Source organism: Halobellus captivus (assembly GCF_007655485.1).
Classification (GTDB): Archaea; Halobacteriota; Halobacteria; order Halobacteriales; family Haloferacaceae; genus Haloquadratum; species Haloquadratum captivum.
The window spans coordinates 260935-278706 of sequence record NZ_VJXQ01000004.1 but is presented as its reverse complement, the minus strand read 5'-3'; the positions used below and the strand labels follow the sequence as shown (position 1 = coordinate 278706).

Sequence of the window (17772 nt, the reverse complement as noted above, 5' to 3'; positions counted from 1 at the left end):
GGCGTCGATCACGTCGTCTCACGCTCCGGTTCCGCAGTCGCACCCATCGTCCGGGCGAGCGCGTTTTCGGGTGTGAACTCGTCGGTTGGCCCGTCGAAGTAGATCTCGCGATTGAGACAGACCGCTCGTTCGGCGTGTGCCGTGACGGCGCTCAGGTCGTGTTCGATGAGGATGATCGTGATTCCCTGCCCGTGCAGCGCTTCCAGCAGGTCGTAGAACGCTGCGACGGAGTCCGCGTCCACGCCGACGGTGGGCTCGTCGAGAACCAGGAGATCCGCTTCGCCCGCGAGGGCGCGGGCGATGAACGCGCGTTGTCTCTGACCGCCGGACAGCGCCGTGATGCGCCGGTCGGCGAACGAACTCATCCCGACCGTTCCGATCGCCTCCTCGACGATTTCCCGGTCCGACGCCCCGAGGCGTCCGAACCCGACGTGCGGGAACCGCCCCATCTTCACCACCTCGCGGACGGTGATCGGCATCGACTTCGAGGCGCTGGCGTGCTGGGCGACGTACCCGATTCGGGAGCCGTCGTCGAACTGGTGCGCTGGCTGACTGAACAGCCGAGCGGTGCCTCGATCCGGCCGAAGCAGCCCCAACACCAGTTTCAGCAGCGTCGATTTCCCCGATCCGTTGGGGCCGACGATCGCGACGTACTCGCCCGGATCGATCCGAAGCGAGACGTTCTCGACGACCGGCGTCGCGGTGTAGCCGAACGCGACGTCGTCGAGTTCGATGATCGCCTCTCTGGCATCCCGCGAGTCCTCCTTCTTCTCTTCCTTCTTCCACTCTTCTTCCTTCCACTCTTCCTCCTCGCCGTCAGCGGCGGTCTCTCGGGAGAGAGCCTCCCCGTTAAACCGAGTCATTCGAAGTTCCTCCATTGTTCGGCCCATCCGTCAGGACCGGCCTCCTCGGGCCGTTTGTTCCCCAAGACTACCTCGAACGTGGGCATATTGATGTTGTACGCGATCTCCTCGTACCCCCATCCCGATTCGACCCAATCCTCGCGGACGCCCGCGTACGGGGTGACCGGGAAATACGCCTCGACCGCGGTTTCTTCGAGCAACTGTTGCGCCGGTCGTCGCGTCTCGAACACCGCCGCCCCGATGTATTCGATCCCGAACTCGTCGATCGTCTCCTTCGCCTCGGTGATATCGGACGGCTTGATGTCGTCGCTCGCAGCCAGGTTCGTCACCAGCGGACGCATCTGGACGTCGTAGGCGACGCCGATGTACTGAAACGCGTTGTGCGCGGCCAACTGCACGACGTTGCGCTCGGCCGATTCGAATATCTCCCGGTAATCAGCGTCGATTCGGTCGAGAACCTCGTCTTTGTACGCCTCCGCGTTGTCGCGAAGCGTCGCTTCGTCCCCCGGTGCGACGTCGACGAGACCGTCGGTGATCGTGTCGACCGACTGCTTCGCTCGCTGCGGGTCGAGCCAGAAGTGCGGATCCCGTCCTCTGTCTTCGCCGACTCCCTCCTCTTCCGGATCCAGACTGGCGGCGAGATCGACCAGTTCGATTCCCTCGCGGGCGTTGATTAGTGCCGTCTCGACACCGTCGGCCTCAAGCGTGGTGATCGCCCTGTCGGCCCACGGCTGGAAATCCTCGCCGACGTGGATGAAGGCGTCCGCCTCGACGATCTCGCGCGTGATCTGTGCGTTCGGTTCCCAGCCGTGGCCGTGCAGCCCCGTCGGGACCAGGTTCCGAACCTCGATCGACGTTCCGCGAGCGATGTTTCGCGCGAAGTCGAAGAAGCTGAAGAACGACGCGACGACGACGGGACCCCCCTCGCCGTCCGCGCTCTCGGCGGTTGTCGTCCCTCGATTCGCTCCACTGGTACCGATCCCCGTGCATCCGGCGAGCGCCGTTGTGAGAACACCCGACCCCGCGAGGAGTGCCTGTCGTCTGGAGTGTCGATTGGTTGTGCTGGTCCACTTCGGTCGCTCCTTCGATCTCTTCGGCTCCGTCCGTTCCATACTTTGGATACGCACCTGCTAATATATTAGATTTGCCTCTCTAATCTATTATTTAGACTAATCAAAACTTGTTGTGATGGGGCAATATGACGTCTCAAACACCCAAATACAGTATTCACTACATATCCAAACGATACCACCCAACAAACCGCAGTCACCCTCGGGTCGGTACGCACGACAATCTCTGCAAAAGATCGACTGACCGCGCGCGATTGGCGGTTGAATCGCCGTCGACTACCGGATTTAGTCGCCGTCCGCTACCGACGTGAGCGTCTGTTCGTCGACGTTGACGCGTGACTCCGTGAAATCGGTCTCCTTCCACGTCCCGCGGCGATACCACAGATACGCGATTGTCGCGCCCAAGACGTTCGAGACCCCGAACGACAGCCAGATTCCGATCTCGCCGAGCGGCGCGGAGGCGAACCACGCGATCGGAAAGCGGATCACGCCGAGCATCATCACGGAGATGGCTGCCGCGGTGAGGGTCTTGCCAGCGCCGCGGAAACTCCCCGTGTAGGCCCGCATTATGCCGATGAACCCGAACGAGAGCGCAACGTAGCGGAGGAACTGCGCCGTGATTTCGACCACCGCTGGATCGGTCGTGAACACGTCCGCGATCGACGCGGCCGTGAACCACACGAGGATTCCGGCGACGGTGAGCACGACGAAAAGCACCTTCGCCGCGAGACCGGTGGCCGCCTCCGCGCGGTCGGGTTTCTCCGCGCCCACGTTCTGTCCGGTCATCGTCTCGACGCCGCGTGCGACGGCGATTGCGGGCAGGAAGATAACTGAGAACACGCGTGTTCCGATACCGTAGGCGGCGACGACCGTGTCCGGGAAGAGCGCCACGATCACCAAGAGGAGATTCATCGATAGCGCTCGGCCCGTCCCCTCGATCGAGGCGGGCAGTCCGATGTGAACCAGCCGCCGAAGGTACGACCGGTCCGGGACCATATCCCGGAGGTGAATCTGGACGCCCCGCTCGCCGCGGAACATAATCGCCAGTCCGACGAACAGCGCGAGCGAGCGGGCGAAAACGGTCGCGATGGCCGCGCCGGTGATTCCCGAACCCGTATAGCCCGTCGCCGCCAGCAGCGACGCTTCGAGGCCGCGCGCGCCGAGCATTCCGAACAGCGGATTTTCGGTAAACCCGAAGATGAGGAACGGATCGAGGACGATGTTCAGCACGACCGAGCCGAACATCACGAGCATCGGCGTGATTGTGTCGCCGTACCCGCGCATCAGTGCGACGAACACCATAAACCCGAACATGAACAGGAGGCCGAGAGAGATGACCTCCATGTAGTTCGTCGCCAGCGGCAACACGTCAGGAGACGCCCCGAGGACTCCGAGCGCCGTCTCGACGACGAAGTACCCGCATATCCCGAGAGCGAGCGAGAGGGCGATCGCGAACGTCACCGTTTGCGAGGCTGCGTACTCTGCCTCTCGCTCTTCGTTCGCACCGGTGTACTGCGCGACGAGCACGCTTCCGGCGACTGAGACGCCCATCCCGAGCGAAATAAGCAGGAAGACCGCCGGGAACGCGAAGCTGATTGCGGCCAACGCGTCCGTGCTGTACTGGCCGAGCCAGAACGTGTCCGCGAGGTTGTACGCCGTCTGAAAGAGGTTGGTGACGACGATCGGCATCGACAGGAAGAACAGCGGTTTGCCGATGCTTCCGTCGGTCAGATCGAACTCTTCTGGCCCCTTGAACAGCGCGTCGATGCGACTTCGAACTCCCATCAGTTCGCCGCCCCCGCCGAGACGCCCGCTGGGTGCGCTCCGCCGATCGTAGCGACGAGACACGTAGAGAACTCTACGGAAAGCGTTTTCCCCTCTCCATCGCGGTGAACCGATGCCGTACGCTCGTCGGGTCCGACCGCAATGCCCGCGCTCGTGAGAGTCACATACCCGTGACGACAGCGCGCCCTCTTCGTCGGCTCCGAACTGTCGGTCGCTGGGTGGTCGTCCATACTGGTCTACGATTACTTACTAACTAGTCAGTCAAAAGGATTTCGTGGGGGTGTGTACCGTGACATAGGGGATCGTTATCGACCTTCAGGTTGCGCTCGCTGATCGGTCGGTTACCCCCAACCGGACAGCCGGACGGGGACAAAACCGTTAACCAGCCACGGACGAATCTCGCATACGATGGCTGAACCCTCGGATCGGGAGTTCTCGGCGCAAAACGAGGAGATAATGCAGGCCACCTATCGGGCGCTCCGAGAACACGGGTACGCTGACCTCACGATCAAACGAATCGCCGCCGAGTACGGAAAATCGACGGCTGCAGTGCACTATTATTACGACACGAAAGAGGCGCTACTCGCCGCGTTTCTCGATCATCTACTGGAACGGTTCGTCGATTCGATTCACGCTGTAGAGACGACCGACCCGGAGAAGCGGCTGGAGCTGCTGCTCGATATGTTGCTCGTTAAGCCGCAGGAGAACCCCGATCTGTCGATCGCGCTGCTCGAGATGCGGAGTCAGGCCCCCTACAAGCAGGCGTTTCGCGACCGCTTCGAGCAGAACGACGAGTACATCCGATATATGCTCAAGGCGGTCATCAACCACGGAATCGACGAGGGCGTCTTCGAAGACGTCGACGCCGACCACGTCACCCGGGCGTTGATGACGATCGTCGACGGCGGCCGTACCCGCGCTGTCGTCTTAGACGACCTTTCGGCCCTCGAAACGGCGAGACAAACCGCCGGGGAGTACGTCGACGCGATGCTTCAGTGAGGGGGATCTCAGGGTCTGTCCACGTCGGCATCGATGTCCTCGGACGACGTTTGCACTCGTTCGGGGAGTTCGGCCGTGCACCACTGACAAAAAGTCAGGTCGGGGTCGAGCTCCTTTCCACAGTTCGGGCAGTGAACCTGTTCTCTCCCGTGTGAGGCTCGGATACGAACGATCGAATTCTGGACGCGTGCGATCACGTAGGCGTCGATAACGCTGAGCGCGCCGACCAGGAGTATCGGTGCGCTCGCAACCGGATCGACGGTACCGCTCGCGAGTTCGTCGAGAACCGATGGGTCGACGAGGAGGAAGCTCACACCGAAGAGGACGGTCAGCCACCCGAGGGCGCGCTTCCACCGTCGAAGATACACGTGACCCAGTCCGGTGACGACCGCTGCGAGTACCGCCGCGAGCCACGGGCGTTTCACTGCAACCGATCGACTCATACTCGAACTTACTGACCAATTAGTCATAAGCCTTCTCCCGATCGAACGCTGCTAGACCGCCGTCGCCTATGCGGAGAGAACACCCGTCGAAAACTTCCGAGTAACGGCGCGAAAAAGGCTAAGGGGAGAGCCGGAATCGATCCGAGGTCCTCGGCTTAGGTTGATCGCTTCGCGGAGCTAATCGGGGACGAATCCGAAGTCGGCTTTCCCATACGCGATTTGAACTATTCACAGCCATCAATTCCCTTGCGGAACTGGAACGGCTGTTCTCAGCCTCCGGGCCATAGAAACTAGTTCTGATAGAAATTGGATAAATCGGCCTTTCAAGAGGTATGCGAACGATACGGTTCCCGTTAGGGCTTGCCGTGGTCGGCCTGTTTTCACACGTTTTCCCAGGGTGGACGCGTGGGCCTCGATGGGAGGATGAACTCCTTCTCTGCTGATAAAAGTTCATAAATTCGTTAGAACGCTTGGGGTGGAGCGAAGATTTCCTTATCCAATTGGACAATATTAATAGGCCAAAGCAACAACCTCCGATGATGACCAGGTCCAACCGAGACTGGTGGCCGAATCAGTTGAATTTGCAGATTCTCGACCGGAACGCTCGCCAAGCCGATCCGATGGGCGAGGAGTTCGATTACGCAGAGGAGTTCGAGAAACTCGACCTCGACGCCGTGAAGAGAGATGTCAAAGAGGTGATGACGACGTCCCAGGATTGGTGGCCCGCGGATTACGGCAACTACGGACCGCTTTTCATTCGGATGGCATGGCACAGTGCGGGGACGTATCGGACCGTCGACGGCCGCGGTGGCGCGTCGGGCGGTCGACAGCGCCTCCCACCGCTGGACAGTTGGCCGGACAACGTGAACCTCGACAAGGCCCGCCGTCTGCTCTGGCCGGTCAAGCAGAAATACGGCAACAAGCTTTCGTGGGCCGATCTGATCGTCCTCGCCGGGAACGTCGCCTTGGAATCGATGGGCTTCGAGACCTTCGGGTTCGCCGGGGGGCGCGAAGACGATTACGAGCCCGACGAGTCCGTCGATTGGGGACCCGAAGGCGAGTGGGAGATGTCCTCCCCCGACCGCTTTGACGAGAACGGCGACCTCAAAGCGCCGCTCGGGAACACCGTGATGGGCCTCATCTACGTGAACCCCGAGGGGCCGAACGGCGAACCGGACCTCGAAGGGTCGGCGAAGAACATCCGACAGGCGTTCAGTCGGATGGCGATGAACGACGAGGAGACGGCCGCGCTCATCGCTGGCGGTCACACCTTCGGGAAAGTCCACGGCGCCGACTCCGGTGACAACCTCGGTCCGGAACCCGCGGCGGCCCCGCTGGAGGATCAGGGCATTGGTTGGGAGAACGCGTTCGGCGAGGGCAAGGGCCCCGACACCATTACCAGCGGCATCGAGGGCGCGTGGAGCCAGTGGCCGACGATGTGGGACACCTCCTACGTCGACAACTTGCTCGACCACGAGTGGGAGCCTCACGAGGGTCCCGGCGGCGCATGGCAGTGGCGGCCGGTGGGCGATAAGCTCGAGGGAACGGTCCCGGCTGCTCACGATCCGTCGGAGCGGGAAACACCGATGATGTTGACGACTGACGTCGCCCTGAAGCGGGATCCGGACTATCGCGAGATTCTCGAACGCTTCCAGGAGAACCCCGACGAGTTCCAAGAGGCCTTCGCGAAGGCGTGGTACAAGCTGATCCACCGCGATATGGGTCCGCCGTCTAGGTTCCTCGGCCCGGAGGTCCCCGAAGAAACGATGCTCTGGCAGGACCCCCTCCCCGAGGCCGACTACGACCTGATCGGAGAGGAGGCGGTCGACGAACTCAAAGCGACGATCCTCGATACGGAGCTGTCCGTCGCCCAGTTGGTCAGGATCGCCTGGGCGTCGGCGTCGACGTACCGCGACAGCGACAAGCGCGGCGGCGCGAACGGCGCACGGATCCGCCTCGAACCCCAGCGCAGCTGGGAGGTGAACCAGCCGGAAGAGCTGACGACCGTGCTGGAGACTTACGAGGGCATTCAGGAGGAGTTCAACGCTTCGCAGTCCGACGAGACGCGCGTCTCGCTCGCCGACCTGATCGTACTGGGCGGCAACGCAGCCGTCGAACAGGCGGCCAGCGACGCTGGCTACGACGTGGACGTCCCCTTCGAACCGGGACGGGTGGACGCCTCACAGGAGCAGACCGACGTCGAGTCGTTCGAGGTGCTCGAACCTGAGGCCGACGGCTTCCGGAACTACCTCGACGACCAGGCCGACCAACCGGCAGAGGAACTGCTGGTCGACAATTCGGAGCTACTGAACCTGACACCGACCGAGATGACGGTGCTGGTCGGCGGAATGCGCGCGCTGGACGCGAACTACGACGGCTCCGACCTCGGCGTCTTCACCGACCGACCGGGCACGCTGACTAACGACTTCTTCGTGAACCTGCTCGACAACGACACGGAGTGGGAGGCGGTCTCGGAGTCCGAAAACGTGTTCGAGGGATACGACCGAGACACGGGCGAACGCAAGTGGAAGGCTAGCCGCGTGGACCTCGTCTTCGGTTCGAACGCCCGACTTCGAGCCATCGCGGAAGTCTACGGGGCTGACGACGCCGAAGAGAAGTTCGTGCGTGACTTCGCCGAAACCTGGAGCGACGTGATGAAACTCGATCGGTTCGATCTGAAGTAGTCTCGGTTGCGGACCCTCAGGCGGTGACGTTTTTTCAGTCGCGATGGCGAACCCTCTCAGTCAGGTATCCTGACCCGGTGTCGTGTCGGCTTCCGCCTCGACACTGACGTGAGCACAAGCGGTTCGGTTCGAAAATCTGTCGGTGCGCCGTCCAACATAATTACAAACACGCGACTAGAGGGGCACCTATGGAACCTGATGACTATCGCGAACGGTACCAACGGGCGAACCGATGGGGCGACACGGCGTTCATCGAGCGCCCCTACATCGGCTCTCCGGGCGCGCCCGCTCAAGACGAGACGAACGCGAGTAACTCCTGGACCCACCTGAACGCGGGGATGCTCGTCGCCGACGAGTACACGCGCTGGTGGAAGGAATCGCTCGCCCTGCGCAACGACGTCGCGCTCGGCGATTGGAGTTGGCTCAACAAGGCCCGGATCACCGGCCCCGACGCGTTCGAGTTCCTTCAGTACGCGACCGTGGTCGATCTGACCGGCCAGGACGTCGGCCACGCGCGGTTCACGCCGATGGTGAACGAACGCGGAAACGTCGCGATCGAGGGAATCACGTTTCGACTTGCCGACGACGAGTTCATCTTCACGCAGTCGGGCGCGGTGCAGTGGCTCTCGCACATCCGAAACGAGACCGACTACGATGTCGACCTCGAGGACGTGACGCCGGACCACACCGTCTTTGCGCTGCAGGGACCGAAATCCCTCGATGTCCTGGAAGCCGTCGTCGACGAGGACTTCGCCGACCTCGGATTCTCGCGCTTCCGGACGACGGAGGTGCTCGGCGAGGAGGCGATCGTCGCTCGGCAGGGCGTCACGGGCGAACTGGGCTACGAGTTCTTCTTTCCCGTCCAGTCCGGAAAGGCGCACGAACTGTGGCGGGAGGTCCGCGAAACCGGTTCGGAATACGGCCTGCGGGAACTCGGGTTCCGCGCGCAGTTGATCGGGCACACGGAGATCAACCTCGCGACCGCTATTCGCGATTACCTCCCCGCGAGGATGGAACCGGAGCAGATCGAACGGTTCGCGAAACACTGGATGAGCCACGAGGAGGCCGAGGCGTTCGACTGGGGCGACGAACATTTCTGCACTCCGGCGGAACTCGGGTGGGGCGGGCTCGTCGCGCTCGACGCCTCGGACTTCCACGGTCGCGACGCCCTCCGCGAGGAAGCCGACGCGGGCGGCCCCGACTCGACGTTCGTCAACCTCCGGTGGGAGAGCGACGACGTCCTCGGCGTGTTCGGCGAACAGTTCGGCGACGGCGACGTCGCCCCGCCGATGCAACTTCCCTCGGGCCAGTTCCGCATCTCCTATCTCCCCGTCGAACAGGACGACCGTCAGGTCGGCTGGGCGTCGGGAGTCACCTACAGCCCGAATTTCAGAGCGATGCTCTCGAACGCCCGGATCGACGCGTCGGCGGCGATGGAGGGCGAGTCCGTGACGGTCAGGTGGGGCGGCTTCACTCCCGACGACCCCACCCGTGAAATCGCGGCAACCGTCCATCCGGACGCGTTGTACGACTCGAAAGAACGAGACCCGCCACGACCGTGAGTCGGAGCGGTCGTCTCGGCGACAATTGCCGGCGTTTTATCGTGCGATAACCGACTCATACCGTTCGATTCGCCGACTATTCGCTGAGTAACAATGTGTACCACCGTATATCTTTACGGTAATGTTCAGCCAAGACACAGTTGTCGTGATGCAGGTCGGCGGAGCGATCGAACAGGCGGTCGCGGACGCGATCGCGTATCTCCCGACGGTCGTCGCCGCACTCGTCATCCTTCTGATCGGGTACATCATCGGTCGTCTTCTCGGCGGGCTCGTCACTCGCATCATTCGCCGGATCGGGGTCGACCGCTACACAGAGGGAACCGCGATCGCGAACGTCGGTGAGGGAGACGGTGTCGCCCTCGCACTCGGGAAAATCGTCTCCTACTACGTCTACTTCGTCGCGTTACTCGCTGCCGCGGACGTTCTCGACATCCCGCAACTCACCCAGTTGCTCTCCGAACTCGGAGCGTTCCTGCCGGTCGTTCTGGGGGCGCTCGTCGTGCTCGTCATCGGCTTCATCGTCGGCCGCGTGATCGGCGACATCGTGGCCGATATCGTGGGAGGATTCGACGTCGGGCGGTACCTCCGTGAGACCCCACTGGAGCGACTCAGCGACTCCGAAGGCGAGTTCGGCCGGATCATCGGGTTGCTCGTCACGTACTACATCTACCTGCTGACGCTCTTGGCCGTGGCGGATATCCTCGCGATAGACGCCCTGTCCGGGTTGCTCGATACGTTCGCCGCGTATCTCCCCGCCCTGATCGGCGGCCTGCTGGTCCTCCTCGTGGGGATCTGGGTCGCCGAACGCGTCGGTATGCTCGTAAGCGATATGGGCGAGGGCCGGATGATCCACGGCGCAAGCCTCGTAGTCAAGGTGCTCATCTACTACATCACGATCACGATCGCCGTCGCCACGATCGGCTTTGAGATCCTCGTCTTGACGAACCTGTTCACGGCGTTTATCGCCGCGTTCTTCGGTGCGCTCGCCATCGCGCTGGCAATCGGGATCGGCCTTGCAGTCGGCCTTGGCGGGCAGGACTACGTCGCGGAGAACATCGACGGGTGGGTCGACTCCGTTCGGGGTGAGGTCGATACCGAGGGGTATGACGATAGTGAGGAATTCCCGGGACCGGAGTAAGCTTCCTTTCGCAGTCTACTGCCGTCTTTTTCAGGACACCCTGCCACCCTCCCTATTCTGTTTAATCACTCAGAATGGATCTCGGATGGCTCGGTATATCTATATACAAAATAATTCTTTATATATTGTTAAGTGATATTTTATTGTATGACTCCGAATAAAATCTTTTTTACTTGCTAAATAGCGGATCTAGATATGCTATAATTTTAACACTATTCAGAAAATATCAGTAAAAATTAGTATGTAGGATTATGATTCAGTCACTCTTCTGGCCGAATATATAATCATTGTAATGCAAAGAGTTAACTTATCTTCTCGACACTCACCCGTATGCAGCGACGAGACTACGTAAAACTGCTGAGTGCTGGTAGCATCGCGTCTGTTGCCGGTTGCGCTGGATCCGACGGTGACAGCGGTTCCGACGGGGGATCGAACGGCGGCGACTCGGGATCGGATTCGGGTGGTAACGGTGGATCGGATGGTGGCAGTGACGATCCGATCACGATTGCCGCAATCGAACCGCAATCCGGGCCGTTCGCCCCGTGGGCGACCGTGCACCTCCGCGGCCTCGAACTCGCTGTCGAGGAGATTAACGCGGGAGATATGCTCGATAGAGACCTCGAAATCGTCGTCACCGACACCGGTGCGGATCCCGGAGAGGCCGATAGTGCGTTCCGCCGTCACGTCGAACAGGACGACGCCATCGCCGTCACCGGCGCCGTCTCTAGCGACGTTGGGATCCGGACGTCTCAGACAGCCGAGGAACTGCAGATCCCGAACCTCCTCCATATGTCCGGCACTTCGGAGGCCCTCACCCGTGACACGCGGTATGTGTTCCGAACCGGGTGGCCGCCAGCGCAGTCTCACGGCCGTGCGGACGCACAGTACTTCGCCGAGAACGACGTGAGCTCGGTCGGCGTCGTCATCGCTGATTACGCGTGGGGACGATCGATCGAGGCTGCACTCGAGGAGTTCACGCCCGACGATATCGATCTGCACATCGAGGCCGCACCCGTCGGTGCCAGCGACTTTAAACCGTATCTCCGACAGATGCCCGACGACGTCGAACTGATGAACTTCGTCGGCCATCCACCCGGATCCGTCTCCGCGGCCGTTCAGATGGCGGATCTCGGTATGGAACAGGACATCCTCGGCGTCGACCCACCGCAGAACGTCATTGTCGACACGCTTGGAGACCGCGCGGGCGATGTCGTCACTCGACACCTCGCGGTGCCGGACACGGAACTGTTCAACGACCTCGGACAACGGTACGGGGAGGCATACGACGAACCGATGTACTCCTACCCACCGATCGGGTATATGAACGGTATGATGCTCGCCGAGACCATTGCTGAGGTCGGCACGGGTCCCGCTGATATCGCTGAGTACATTCGCAACGGGTCGTTCGATATGCTGTATGAGAACCCGCTCGAATACACCGAGTGGGGCGAGTTCGAGAACCTCATTATCCAATACAGCCAGATGACGGAGGGCGCACCGTCCTACTATCCTGACGCCGAGTACCACCTCGAAGTTATCGGCACCTCCGACCCGCTCCCGGCACCCGAACCGTAGACTGATCCCTCTTTCTTTGCCCCGCTCGGTGTTTTCGATGTGGTTTTTGACCACCACTCACACCGTCGATCTTCGCGTTATACCCGTTCCGCCGACAGTGGATTTCTGTTATACTCCCGCAATCGCTATTCGCATTTTCCGACGGGGTTTGGCTGCTCCACGATTACTCAACTAGCTGTAGTCTCTATCTTTTGAGAGGTGCTGTCCTAACCGAAACACATACGGTGCTGAGTTGTGCATCATCTACCGGTATGGTAACTGCCAGCACATTATTAGGGGTGGCCGTCGACGGACTCGCCTTCGGTGTGGTACTGGCACTCTTGGGTGTCAGTATCACGCTCGTTTTCGGCTTGGGCGAAGTCCTCAACTTGGCCATCGGAATCTTCGCGGTTCTCGCGGTTCTCGCCGCTCGGACTGCGATCAACAGCGGGGTCGGACTCGCGGTCGGTGTCGTCGTGGGTCTCGTGTTTATCGGCTTTGTCGGGTTCGTAGTGGACCGGACGCTTCTCCGGTTCGTCTACCGGTCCACCGGAGAGGACCGAATCCTGTTGGGAATCTTCATCACGCTCGGACTCGCCGTGCTATTCGAGGGAGTACTCATCAATTACTTCCCGGCGCAGTACGGCCTCTCACTGGGCGTTGAACCGATCAGCTTCGGCACGGTCGTCTTGACAGGCTCGTCGCTCGCCGTCATCGCTCTCGGGGGCGTCGCACTGATCGCTCTGCTCGTTTTTCTCCGCCGAACGTTTCTCGGGAAGGCGACGCGGACGATCTTCCAAGACGAACGCGGCGCACAGTTAGTCGGCGTGAACCTCCGTCGGATTCGAACATTCATCTTCGTGCTCTCGGCCGCCGTCGCCGGGTTTGCCGGGCTGATCCACGCGACCGGATCTACGGTCTCGGTAAGCACCGGCTTCGAGTTCACGACGTTCGCGCTCATCGTCTCGATCGTCGGTGGCGTTCGAAGCATCATCGGCGCGATCGCTGCTGGGTTGGTCCTCGGAATGGTGAGCCAGTTCGCGAACTTCTTTGTGGGCTCGTACGTCGCGACGATCATCCTCTTCGTGACGGCTATCGTTGCGCTCTTTGCGAAGCCGGAGGTGTTGTCCTGATGTCGATTCTCGACGCTGAACACCGCAGTATTTGGATTGTCGCCGCGGTCCTGGCGGTGGCTCCGCTCCCGGTTCTCGGCAGCAGTTACTACGAGGGGATCCTCGCCCATATGCTCCTCATCGCCGTGCTGGCGGTCGCGCTCAATATCGTGTTCGGTCAGACGGACCAGCTGTTCCTGTTCAGCGGTGGTTTGGCCGGGTTCGGTGCGTACGGGACGGCGATTCTGGCGGACTGGTTGTCAATCTCCGCGTGGATTACGCTCCCGATCGTCGCGCTGCTCGCTGGCGGGATCGGACTCTTTGTGAGTTGGGTCTCGGCGAAGCGGAACTTCTCAGTCGTTCTCATCGCGATCCTCACCATCAGCCTCCAGTTCGTCTTTTCGGAGGTGTTCGTCGGCGCGCGTGACATCACCGGCGGATCCACGGGCTTCCGGTACGACTACCTCTCGTTCGACGCGATCACGGCTGCAACCGGTCTCGGGAGCAAGCTCGTGGTTTATTACGCTGTGCTCGTCCTTTTGGTGGCCTCGCTTCTCGTCTACGTCCGTCTCGTCGACTCCAAGTACGGTGTCGCGTTTGCGGCTCTCAGAGAGGACGAACTGGCCGCGCAGTCGATCGGGATCGACGTGGTCCGGTACAAGACCACCGCGGGGTTCGTCGCGGCCTTCCTTATTGGGATGACCGGCCCCTTCATCGCGAAGGAGGCTGGCTACATTCTACCGAACGAGTTCTCCTTCTTCGCGATCGACGTGATCGTCCTGATCGTGCTCATCGTTGGCGGGCTTCGCACGGTAGTCGGACCGGTCGTCGGCGCCGTCATTGTCGTCGCGATCGAACAGATACTCGCTGCCAACGCGAGCAGTTGGCGAACGGCGATATTCGGTGCGCTGTTGATCTTCCTGTTCATCTACTTCCAGAACGGCGTCGTCGTAAGCGTCCGCGAACGACTCGAACGCTCAGAGCTCTTCGAGCGATATCTCGGCGATTCAAACGCCGACTGAGCTGTACCTCCCTTCGTCCTCGACCTACGCGTTGCAATCCTTCTCCTGCCGCTACTTGGATTCTCGGTCTCTCTTGGGTCCGATTACCGGACTCGTTTCGATGTAGAGTGGTGATCTCCGTGGTTCCTCCAAGCTAGTCACTACGTCGCTTTCACGACCGCACAGGACGAATATGTGTTTCCTAACGAAATGCCTACAGGTATGCCTCTGCCACGTGCTCGCTCTCTAGAAGTGCCTGACCGGTGTTCTCAGCCTTGATACGACCGTTTTCGAGCAGGTATGCGCGGTCAGCTAGCGTGAGCGCGTCGTGGACGTGCTGCTCGACGAGAAGCACCGTCACCTCTTCGCTGATCTCTTCGATCTTCTCGAAGACGCGCTCTGTGATCTGCGGTGCCAGTCCCTCCGACGGCTCATCGAGCGCCAGAATTTTCGGACGCGCCATCAGTCCGCGTCCGAGTGCGAGCATCTGCTGTTGGCCGCCACTCATCGAACCGGCTCGCTGGTCCGCCCGCTCTTCGAGGATGGGAAACAGCTCGTATACCTCTTCGAGCGTCTCTCCGAGCGTCTCCCGGCGAGTGTACGCGCCCATCTCCAGGTTCTCGCGCACTGTCATCTCACCGAAGAGATTCCGCTCTTCGGAGACGTGCACGAATCCGCGCTTGACTACCTCTGAGGGATCGAGGGAACTGACGTCGTCGCCCCAGAGCGTGACTCGACCGTCATCGACGGGGTGCAATCCTGACATAACGTCAAGCAGCGTCGATTTTCCGGCACCGTTCGGACCGACGATGGTTACGACGCTGTCCGCTTCGGATACACGCATCGAGAGATCCCACAGGACCTGAATATTCCCGTATGAGACGTCGATGTTCTCGATGTCAATCATGTGCTGGCCCCCAGATATGCCTCGATAACCGTCTCGTTCTCTTGGACCTCCGCAGGCGTTCCGTCGGCGATCTTTCGGCCGCTGTTCAACACGATGATCCGATCGGCGACGTCCATGATCGCGTCCATTATGTGTTCGACCCAAAAGATCGCGATCCCCCGTTCGTCTCTGATCCGACGGATGATTTCTGTGAGTTCGTCGACTTCGCCCGGCGTAAGTCCGCTCGCGATCTCGTCTAGCAGCAGGAGCTTCGGTTCTGAGGCGAGCGCCCGAGCGAGTTCCAATTGCTTCTGTCGAGCCACTGGCAGCGCCGAGGCTTCGGTGTCCGCCTGGCTCGCCAGCCCAACGAATTCGAGCGCTTCGTGGGCCTTCTCCTCCGCGGTCGATCGATCGACCGATCCGTCTCCACCGAACAGTGCGCCAGCCACCGCGTTCTCGAATACGGTCATCTCGCCGAACACACGGACGATTTGGAACGTCCGAACCACGCCTTCCCGCGCGATCACGTGGGTCTCTTTTCCGACGAGCTGAACCCCGTCGAAGTCGATATCTCCGCCTTGCTCGGGCTGGTAGATCCCTGTGATCGTATTGAAAAGCGTCGTCTTTCCAGCACCGTTCGGACCGATGAGGCCGACTATTTCGGCCTCACCGATCGTGAAAGCGACGTCATCGACGGCCGTCAGGCCGCCGAACTTCTTGGTTACGTCCGACACCTCTAACATTGTTAGTGAAGGTAATGAGAGATCCGCATATTAATGTTCCCCCACCGTTGCCGGTTCTTCCGGACACTCCTCAGTGAGACCAACGCTGTCGCACCGATCGCCCCACCGGCATCTTTAATAAAAATACGAGGTAGATATCCGCCTATGAACGTACCAGAGATGTTTACTCGATCGGTCGAACGCACACCCGACCGCATTGCGCTCACGAGTCCGACGGGTGACCGAGGGTACACGTACGCCGAACTCGCAGAGGCGGTGTACGCAGTCGCGAACTCGCTTCGAGACCTCGGCGTCGAACGGGGCGACCGAGTTGCCGTCGCCATGACCAACTCGATCGATCACGTGATCTTGAACCTCGGTACCCAACACTGCGGCGGGGTCGTCGTCCCGTTCAACTACCGCTCCTCGCGCGGACGCGTCGAACACTACCTCTCAGAATCCGATCCCGTCGTCTTCGCCTACGACGACGGTCTCGAAGCGGATCTCGAACAGTTCTACGAGGAGCTTTCCGTGTCCACGTTCGTCGACGCGGCTGACGCTCCCGACGCGTTCGCCCGACCGTTTTCGGCCCTCCTCGACGGGTCGAGCGATCGACCGGACGTCGACCTCGGATCGGACGACCTGAGCGTCATCCTGTACACCTCGGGAACGACTGGGTTGCCAAAGGGCGTCCCGCTGGATCACCGCGCGTCCGTCTTCCGCGCGATCGACACGTCGCTGGCGCAGGGCAGCTACGTCGAGGGCGACACGACCGTCTCGACGATGCCGCTGTATCACACGATCGGCCTGCACTCGAACTGCCTCTCGCGACTGCTCTTGAGCGGTACCTTCGTACCGATGCCGGAGTTTGATCCCGCGGCGTACCTCGCGGCGATCGACCGCACGGAGGCGACCGTGCTCTTCACCGCGCCGACGATTTTGAATCAACTACTTCACTGCGACGCTATCGACGACGCCGACCTCGGAAGCGTCCGGCTACTCGGCTACGGCGGCGAGCCGATCAGCGAACACCTCGTCGACCTCGCCCGCGAACAGTTCGCGCCGGATCGGCTGGTCAACATCTACGGGACGACCGAGACGTACCACCCGCTCGCGCTGATCCATCCCACCCACTCCGGTCGAAACGGCGCGTTCTATCGCCGTCGAATCGTCGAGCTGGGCTCGGAGGACCCTCACGCAGAGGTTTCGCCGGGTGAAACCGGCGAGCTCATCATCAGCACCGACTCGCCGATCGTCTTCAACGGCTACTGGGAGAACTCCGAGGAGACGGCGGCCGCGATCCACGACGGCTGGTTCTTCACCGGCGATACCGCGTTCGAGACGGAGACGGGCGAGACCGCGATCAGCGGCCGTGCGGACGACACGATCATCAGCGGCGGCGAGAACATCCACCCCTCGGAAGTCGAGGACGTGCTCATTTCGCACCCCGACGTCGTCGACGTGGGCGTCACCGGCGTCGACGACGAACGGTGGGGGACGGCCGTGAAGGCCTTCGTGGTCGTCGACGGCGACGTCACCGCCGACGAACTCGACGAGTGGTGCAAAGCGAGCGACCGGCTCGACAATTTCAAACGCCCGCGGGCGTACGCCTTCGTCGACGAACTGCCCCGCAACCCCAGCGGGAAGGTACTTCGTCACGAACTCGAAGGATCGTCGTAGTCGGCGGTTTCGACGTTTCGCGCGGCCATTTTTACTCCTCCAGCTGCTCTCCGTGCTCCCGTTGCTCTCCTCTCTTTCCTTGTTCCTCTCTTTCCTTGTTCCCGTTGCTCTGAACGCTCTGTGTGTTCGGATGTAAACCGTCGCAATACCGTTCTCTGCGGTCTTTCACGCAGGAACTTCCCCTCGAGGTCTCAATGGTGCCGTCTCGTGTCGGTAGACTCGGCGAGGGCTGTCCTATGTCTTCGGATTCGGTGTGGGTCACCCTATGTCAGT

Annotated in this window: 15 protein-coding genes; 8 read left to right on the top strand and 7 right to left on the bottom strand. The window is 61.1% G+C overall.

Translation table 11 applies throughout. The features are described from left to right. Positions 1–8: 8 nt before the first annotated feature. The 4 genes from FJT57_RS12695 to FJT57_RS12680 all read right to left on the bottom strand — a co-directional run bounded on the left by FJT57_RS12695 (position 9) and on the right by FJT57_RS12680 (position 3948). A complete protein-coding gene (locus tag FJT57_RS12695; protein ID WP_394348815.1) occupies positions 9–863 on the bottom strand; it encodes a metal ABC transporter ATP-binding protein in 855 nt (284 codons plus the stop codon). Then, complete coding sequence (locus tag FJT57_RS12690) at positions 860–1975, bottom strand: metal ABC transporter substrate-binding protein (RefSeq protein ID WP_144905788.1); 1116 nt, start codon at positions 1973–1975, stop codon at positions 860–862. Before FJT57_RS12690 ends, FJT57_RS12695 begins: the two co-directional genes overlap by 4 nt. A 243-nt stretch (positions 1976–2218) precedes the next feature. After that, the gene (locus FJT57_RS12685; protein WP_144905786.1) at positions 2219–3718 is read right to left on the bottom strand and encodes an MATE family efflux transporter; all 1500 of its coding nucleotides are present in this window, start codon (positions 3716–3718) and stop codon (positions 2219–2221) included. Further along, positions 3718–3948 carry a hypothetical protein gene (locus FJT57_RS12680; RefSeq protein WP_144905784.1) on the bottom strand — a complete coding sequence of 77 codons (231 nt, stop codon included), beginning with the start codon at positions 3946–3948 and terminating at the stop codon, positions 3718–3720. The genes FJT57_RS12685 and FJT57_RS12680 overlap by 1 nt, the downstream gene beginning before the upstream one ends. 178 nt (positions 3949–4126) lie before the next feature. On the opposite strand from FJT57_RS12680, the gene FJT57_RS12675 reads away from it, so the two are divergent. Beyond that, positions 4127–4717: a TetR/AcrR family transcriptional regulator gene (locus FJT57_RS12675; RefSeq protein WP_144905782.1), complete on the top strand. Its 591-nt coding sequence runs from the start codon at positions 4127–4129 to the stop codon at positions 4715–4717. Positions 4718–4725: 8 nt separating this feature from the next. Here FJT57_RS12675 and FJT57_RS12670 read toward each other — a convergent pair whose 3' ends face one another. Then, the gene (locus FJT57_RS12670) at positions 4726–5160 is read right to left on the bottom strand and encodes a zinc ribbon domain-containing protein (protein ID WP_144905780.1); all 435 of its coding nucleotides are present in this window, start codon (positions 5158–5160) and stop codon (positions 4726–4728) included. Between the two features lie 539 nt (positions 5161–5699). Here FJT57_RS12670 and katG point away from each other — a divergent pair. The 6 genes from katG to FJT57_RS12640 all read left to right on the top strand — a co-directional run bounded on the left by katG (position 5700) and on the right by FJT57_RS12640 (position 14232). Beyond that, positions 5700–7844 (top strand): catalase/peroxidase HPI, encoded by a 2145-nt coding sequence (katG, locus tag FJT57_RS12665; protein WP_144905778.1) that lies wholly within the window; start codon positions 5700–5702, stop codon positions 7842–7844. 188 nt (positions 7845–8032) lie between these two features. Further along, positions 8033–9406, top strand: a complete 1374-nt coding sequence (locus FJT57_RS12660; protein WP_144905776.1) for an aminomethyltransferase family protein — start codon at positions 8033–8035, stop codon at positions 9404–9406. 121 nt (positions 9407–9527) lie between these two features. Further along, entirely contained in the window at positions 9528–10544 is a 1017-nt protein-coding gene (locus FJT57_RS12655; RefSeq protein ID WP_144905773.1) for a mechanosensitive ion channel family protein, read from the top strand. Positions 10545–10874: 330 nt separating this feature from the next. Then, entirely contained in the window at positions 10875–12119 is a 1245-nt protein-coding gene (locus tag FJT57_RS12650; protein ID WP_144905771.1) for an ABC transporter substrate-binding protein, read from the top strand. Between the two features lie 251 nt (positions 12120–12370). Then, positions 12371–13231, top strand: a complete 861-nt coding sequence (locus FJT57_RS12645; RefSeq protein WP_144905769.1) for a branched-chain amino acid ABC transporter permease — start codon at positions 12371–12373, stop codon at positions 13229–13231. After that, positions 13231–14232, top strand: coding sequence for a branched-chain amino acid ABC transporter permease (locus FJT57_RS12640; RefSeq protein ID WP_144905767.1), 1002 nt, complete (start codon positions 13231–13233; stop codon positions 14230–14232). Before FJT57_RS12645 ends, FJT57_RS12640 begins: the two co-directional genes overlap by 1 nt. Before the next feature lie 193 nt (positions 14233–14425). On the opposite strand, the gene FJT57_RS12635 is transcribed toward FJT57_RS12640, so the two are convergent. Next, positions 14426–15118 (bottom strand): ABC transporter ATP-binding protein, encoded by a 693-nt coding sequence (locus tag FJT57_RS12635; RefSeq protein ID WP_144905765.1) that lies wholly within the window; start codon positions 15116–15118, stop codon positions 14426–14428. After that, complete coding sequence (locus FJT57_RS12630) at positions 15115–15840, bottom strand: ABC transporter ATP-binding protein (protein WP_144905763.1); 726 nt, start codon at positions 15838–15840, stop codon at positions 15115–15117. The genes FJT57_RS12635 and FJT57_RS12630 overlap by 4 nt, the downstream gene beginning before the upstream one ends. Positions 15841–15984: 144 nt before the next feature. Between FJT57_RS12630 and FJT57_RS12625 the strand changes: the two genes are divergently transcribed. Beyond that, positions 15985–17499 (top strand): class I adenylate-forming enzyme family protein, encoded by a 1515-nt coding sequence (locus tag FJT57_RS12625; protein WP_162524350.1) that lies wholly within the window; start codon positions 15985–15987, stop codon positions 17497–17499. Positions 17500–17772: the final 273 nt, after the last annotated feature.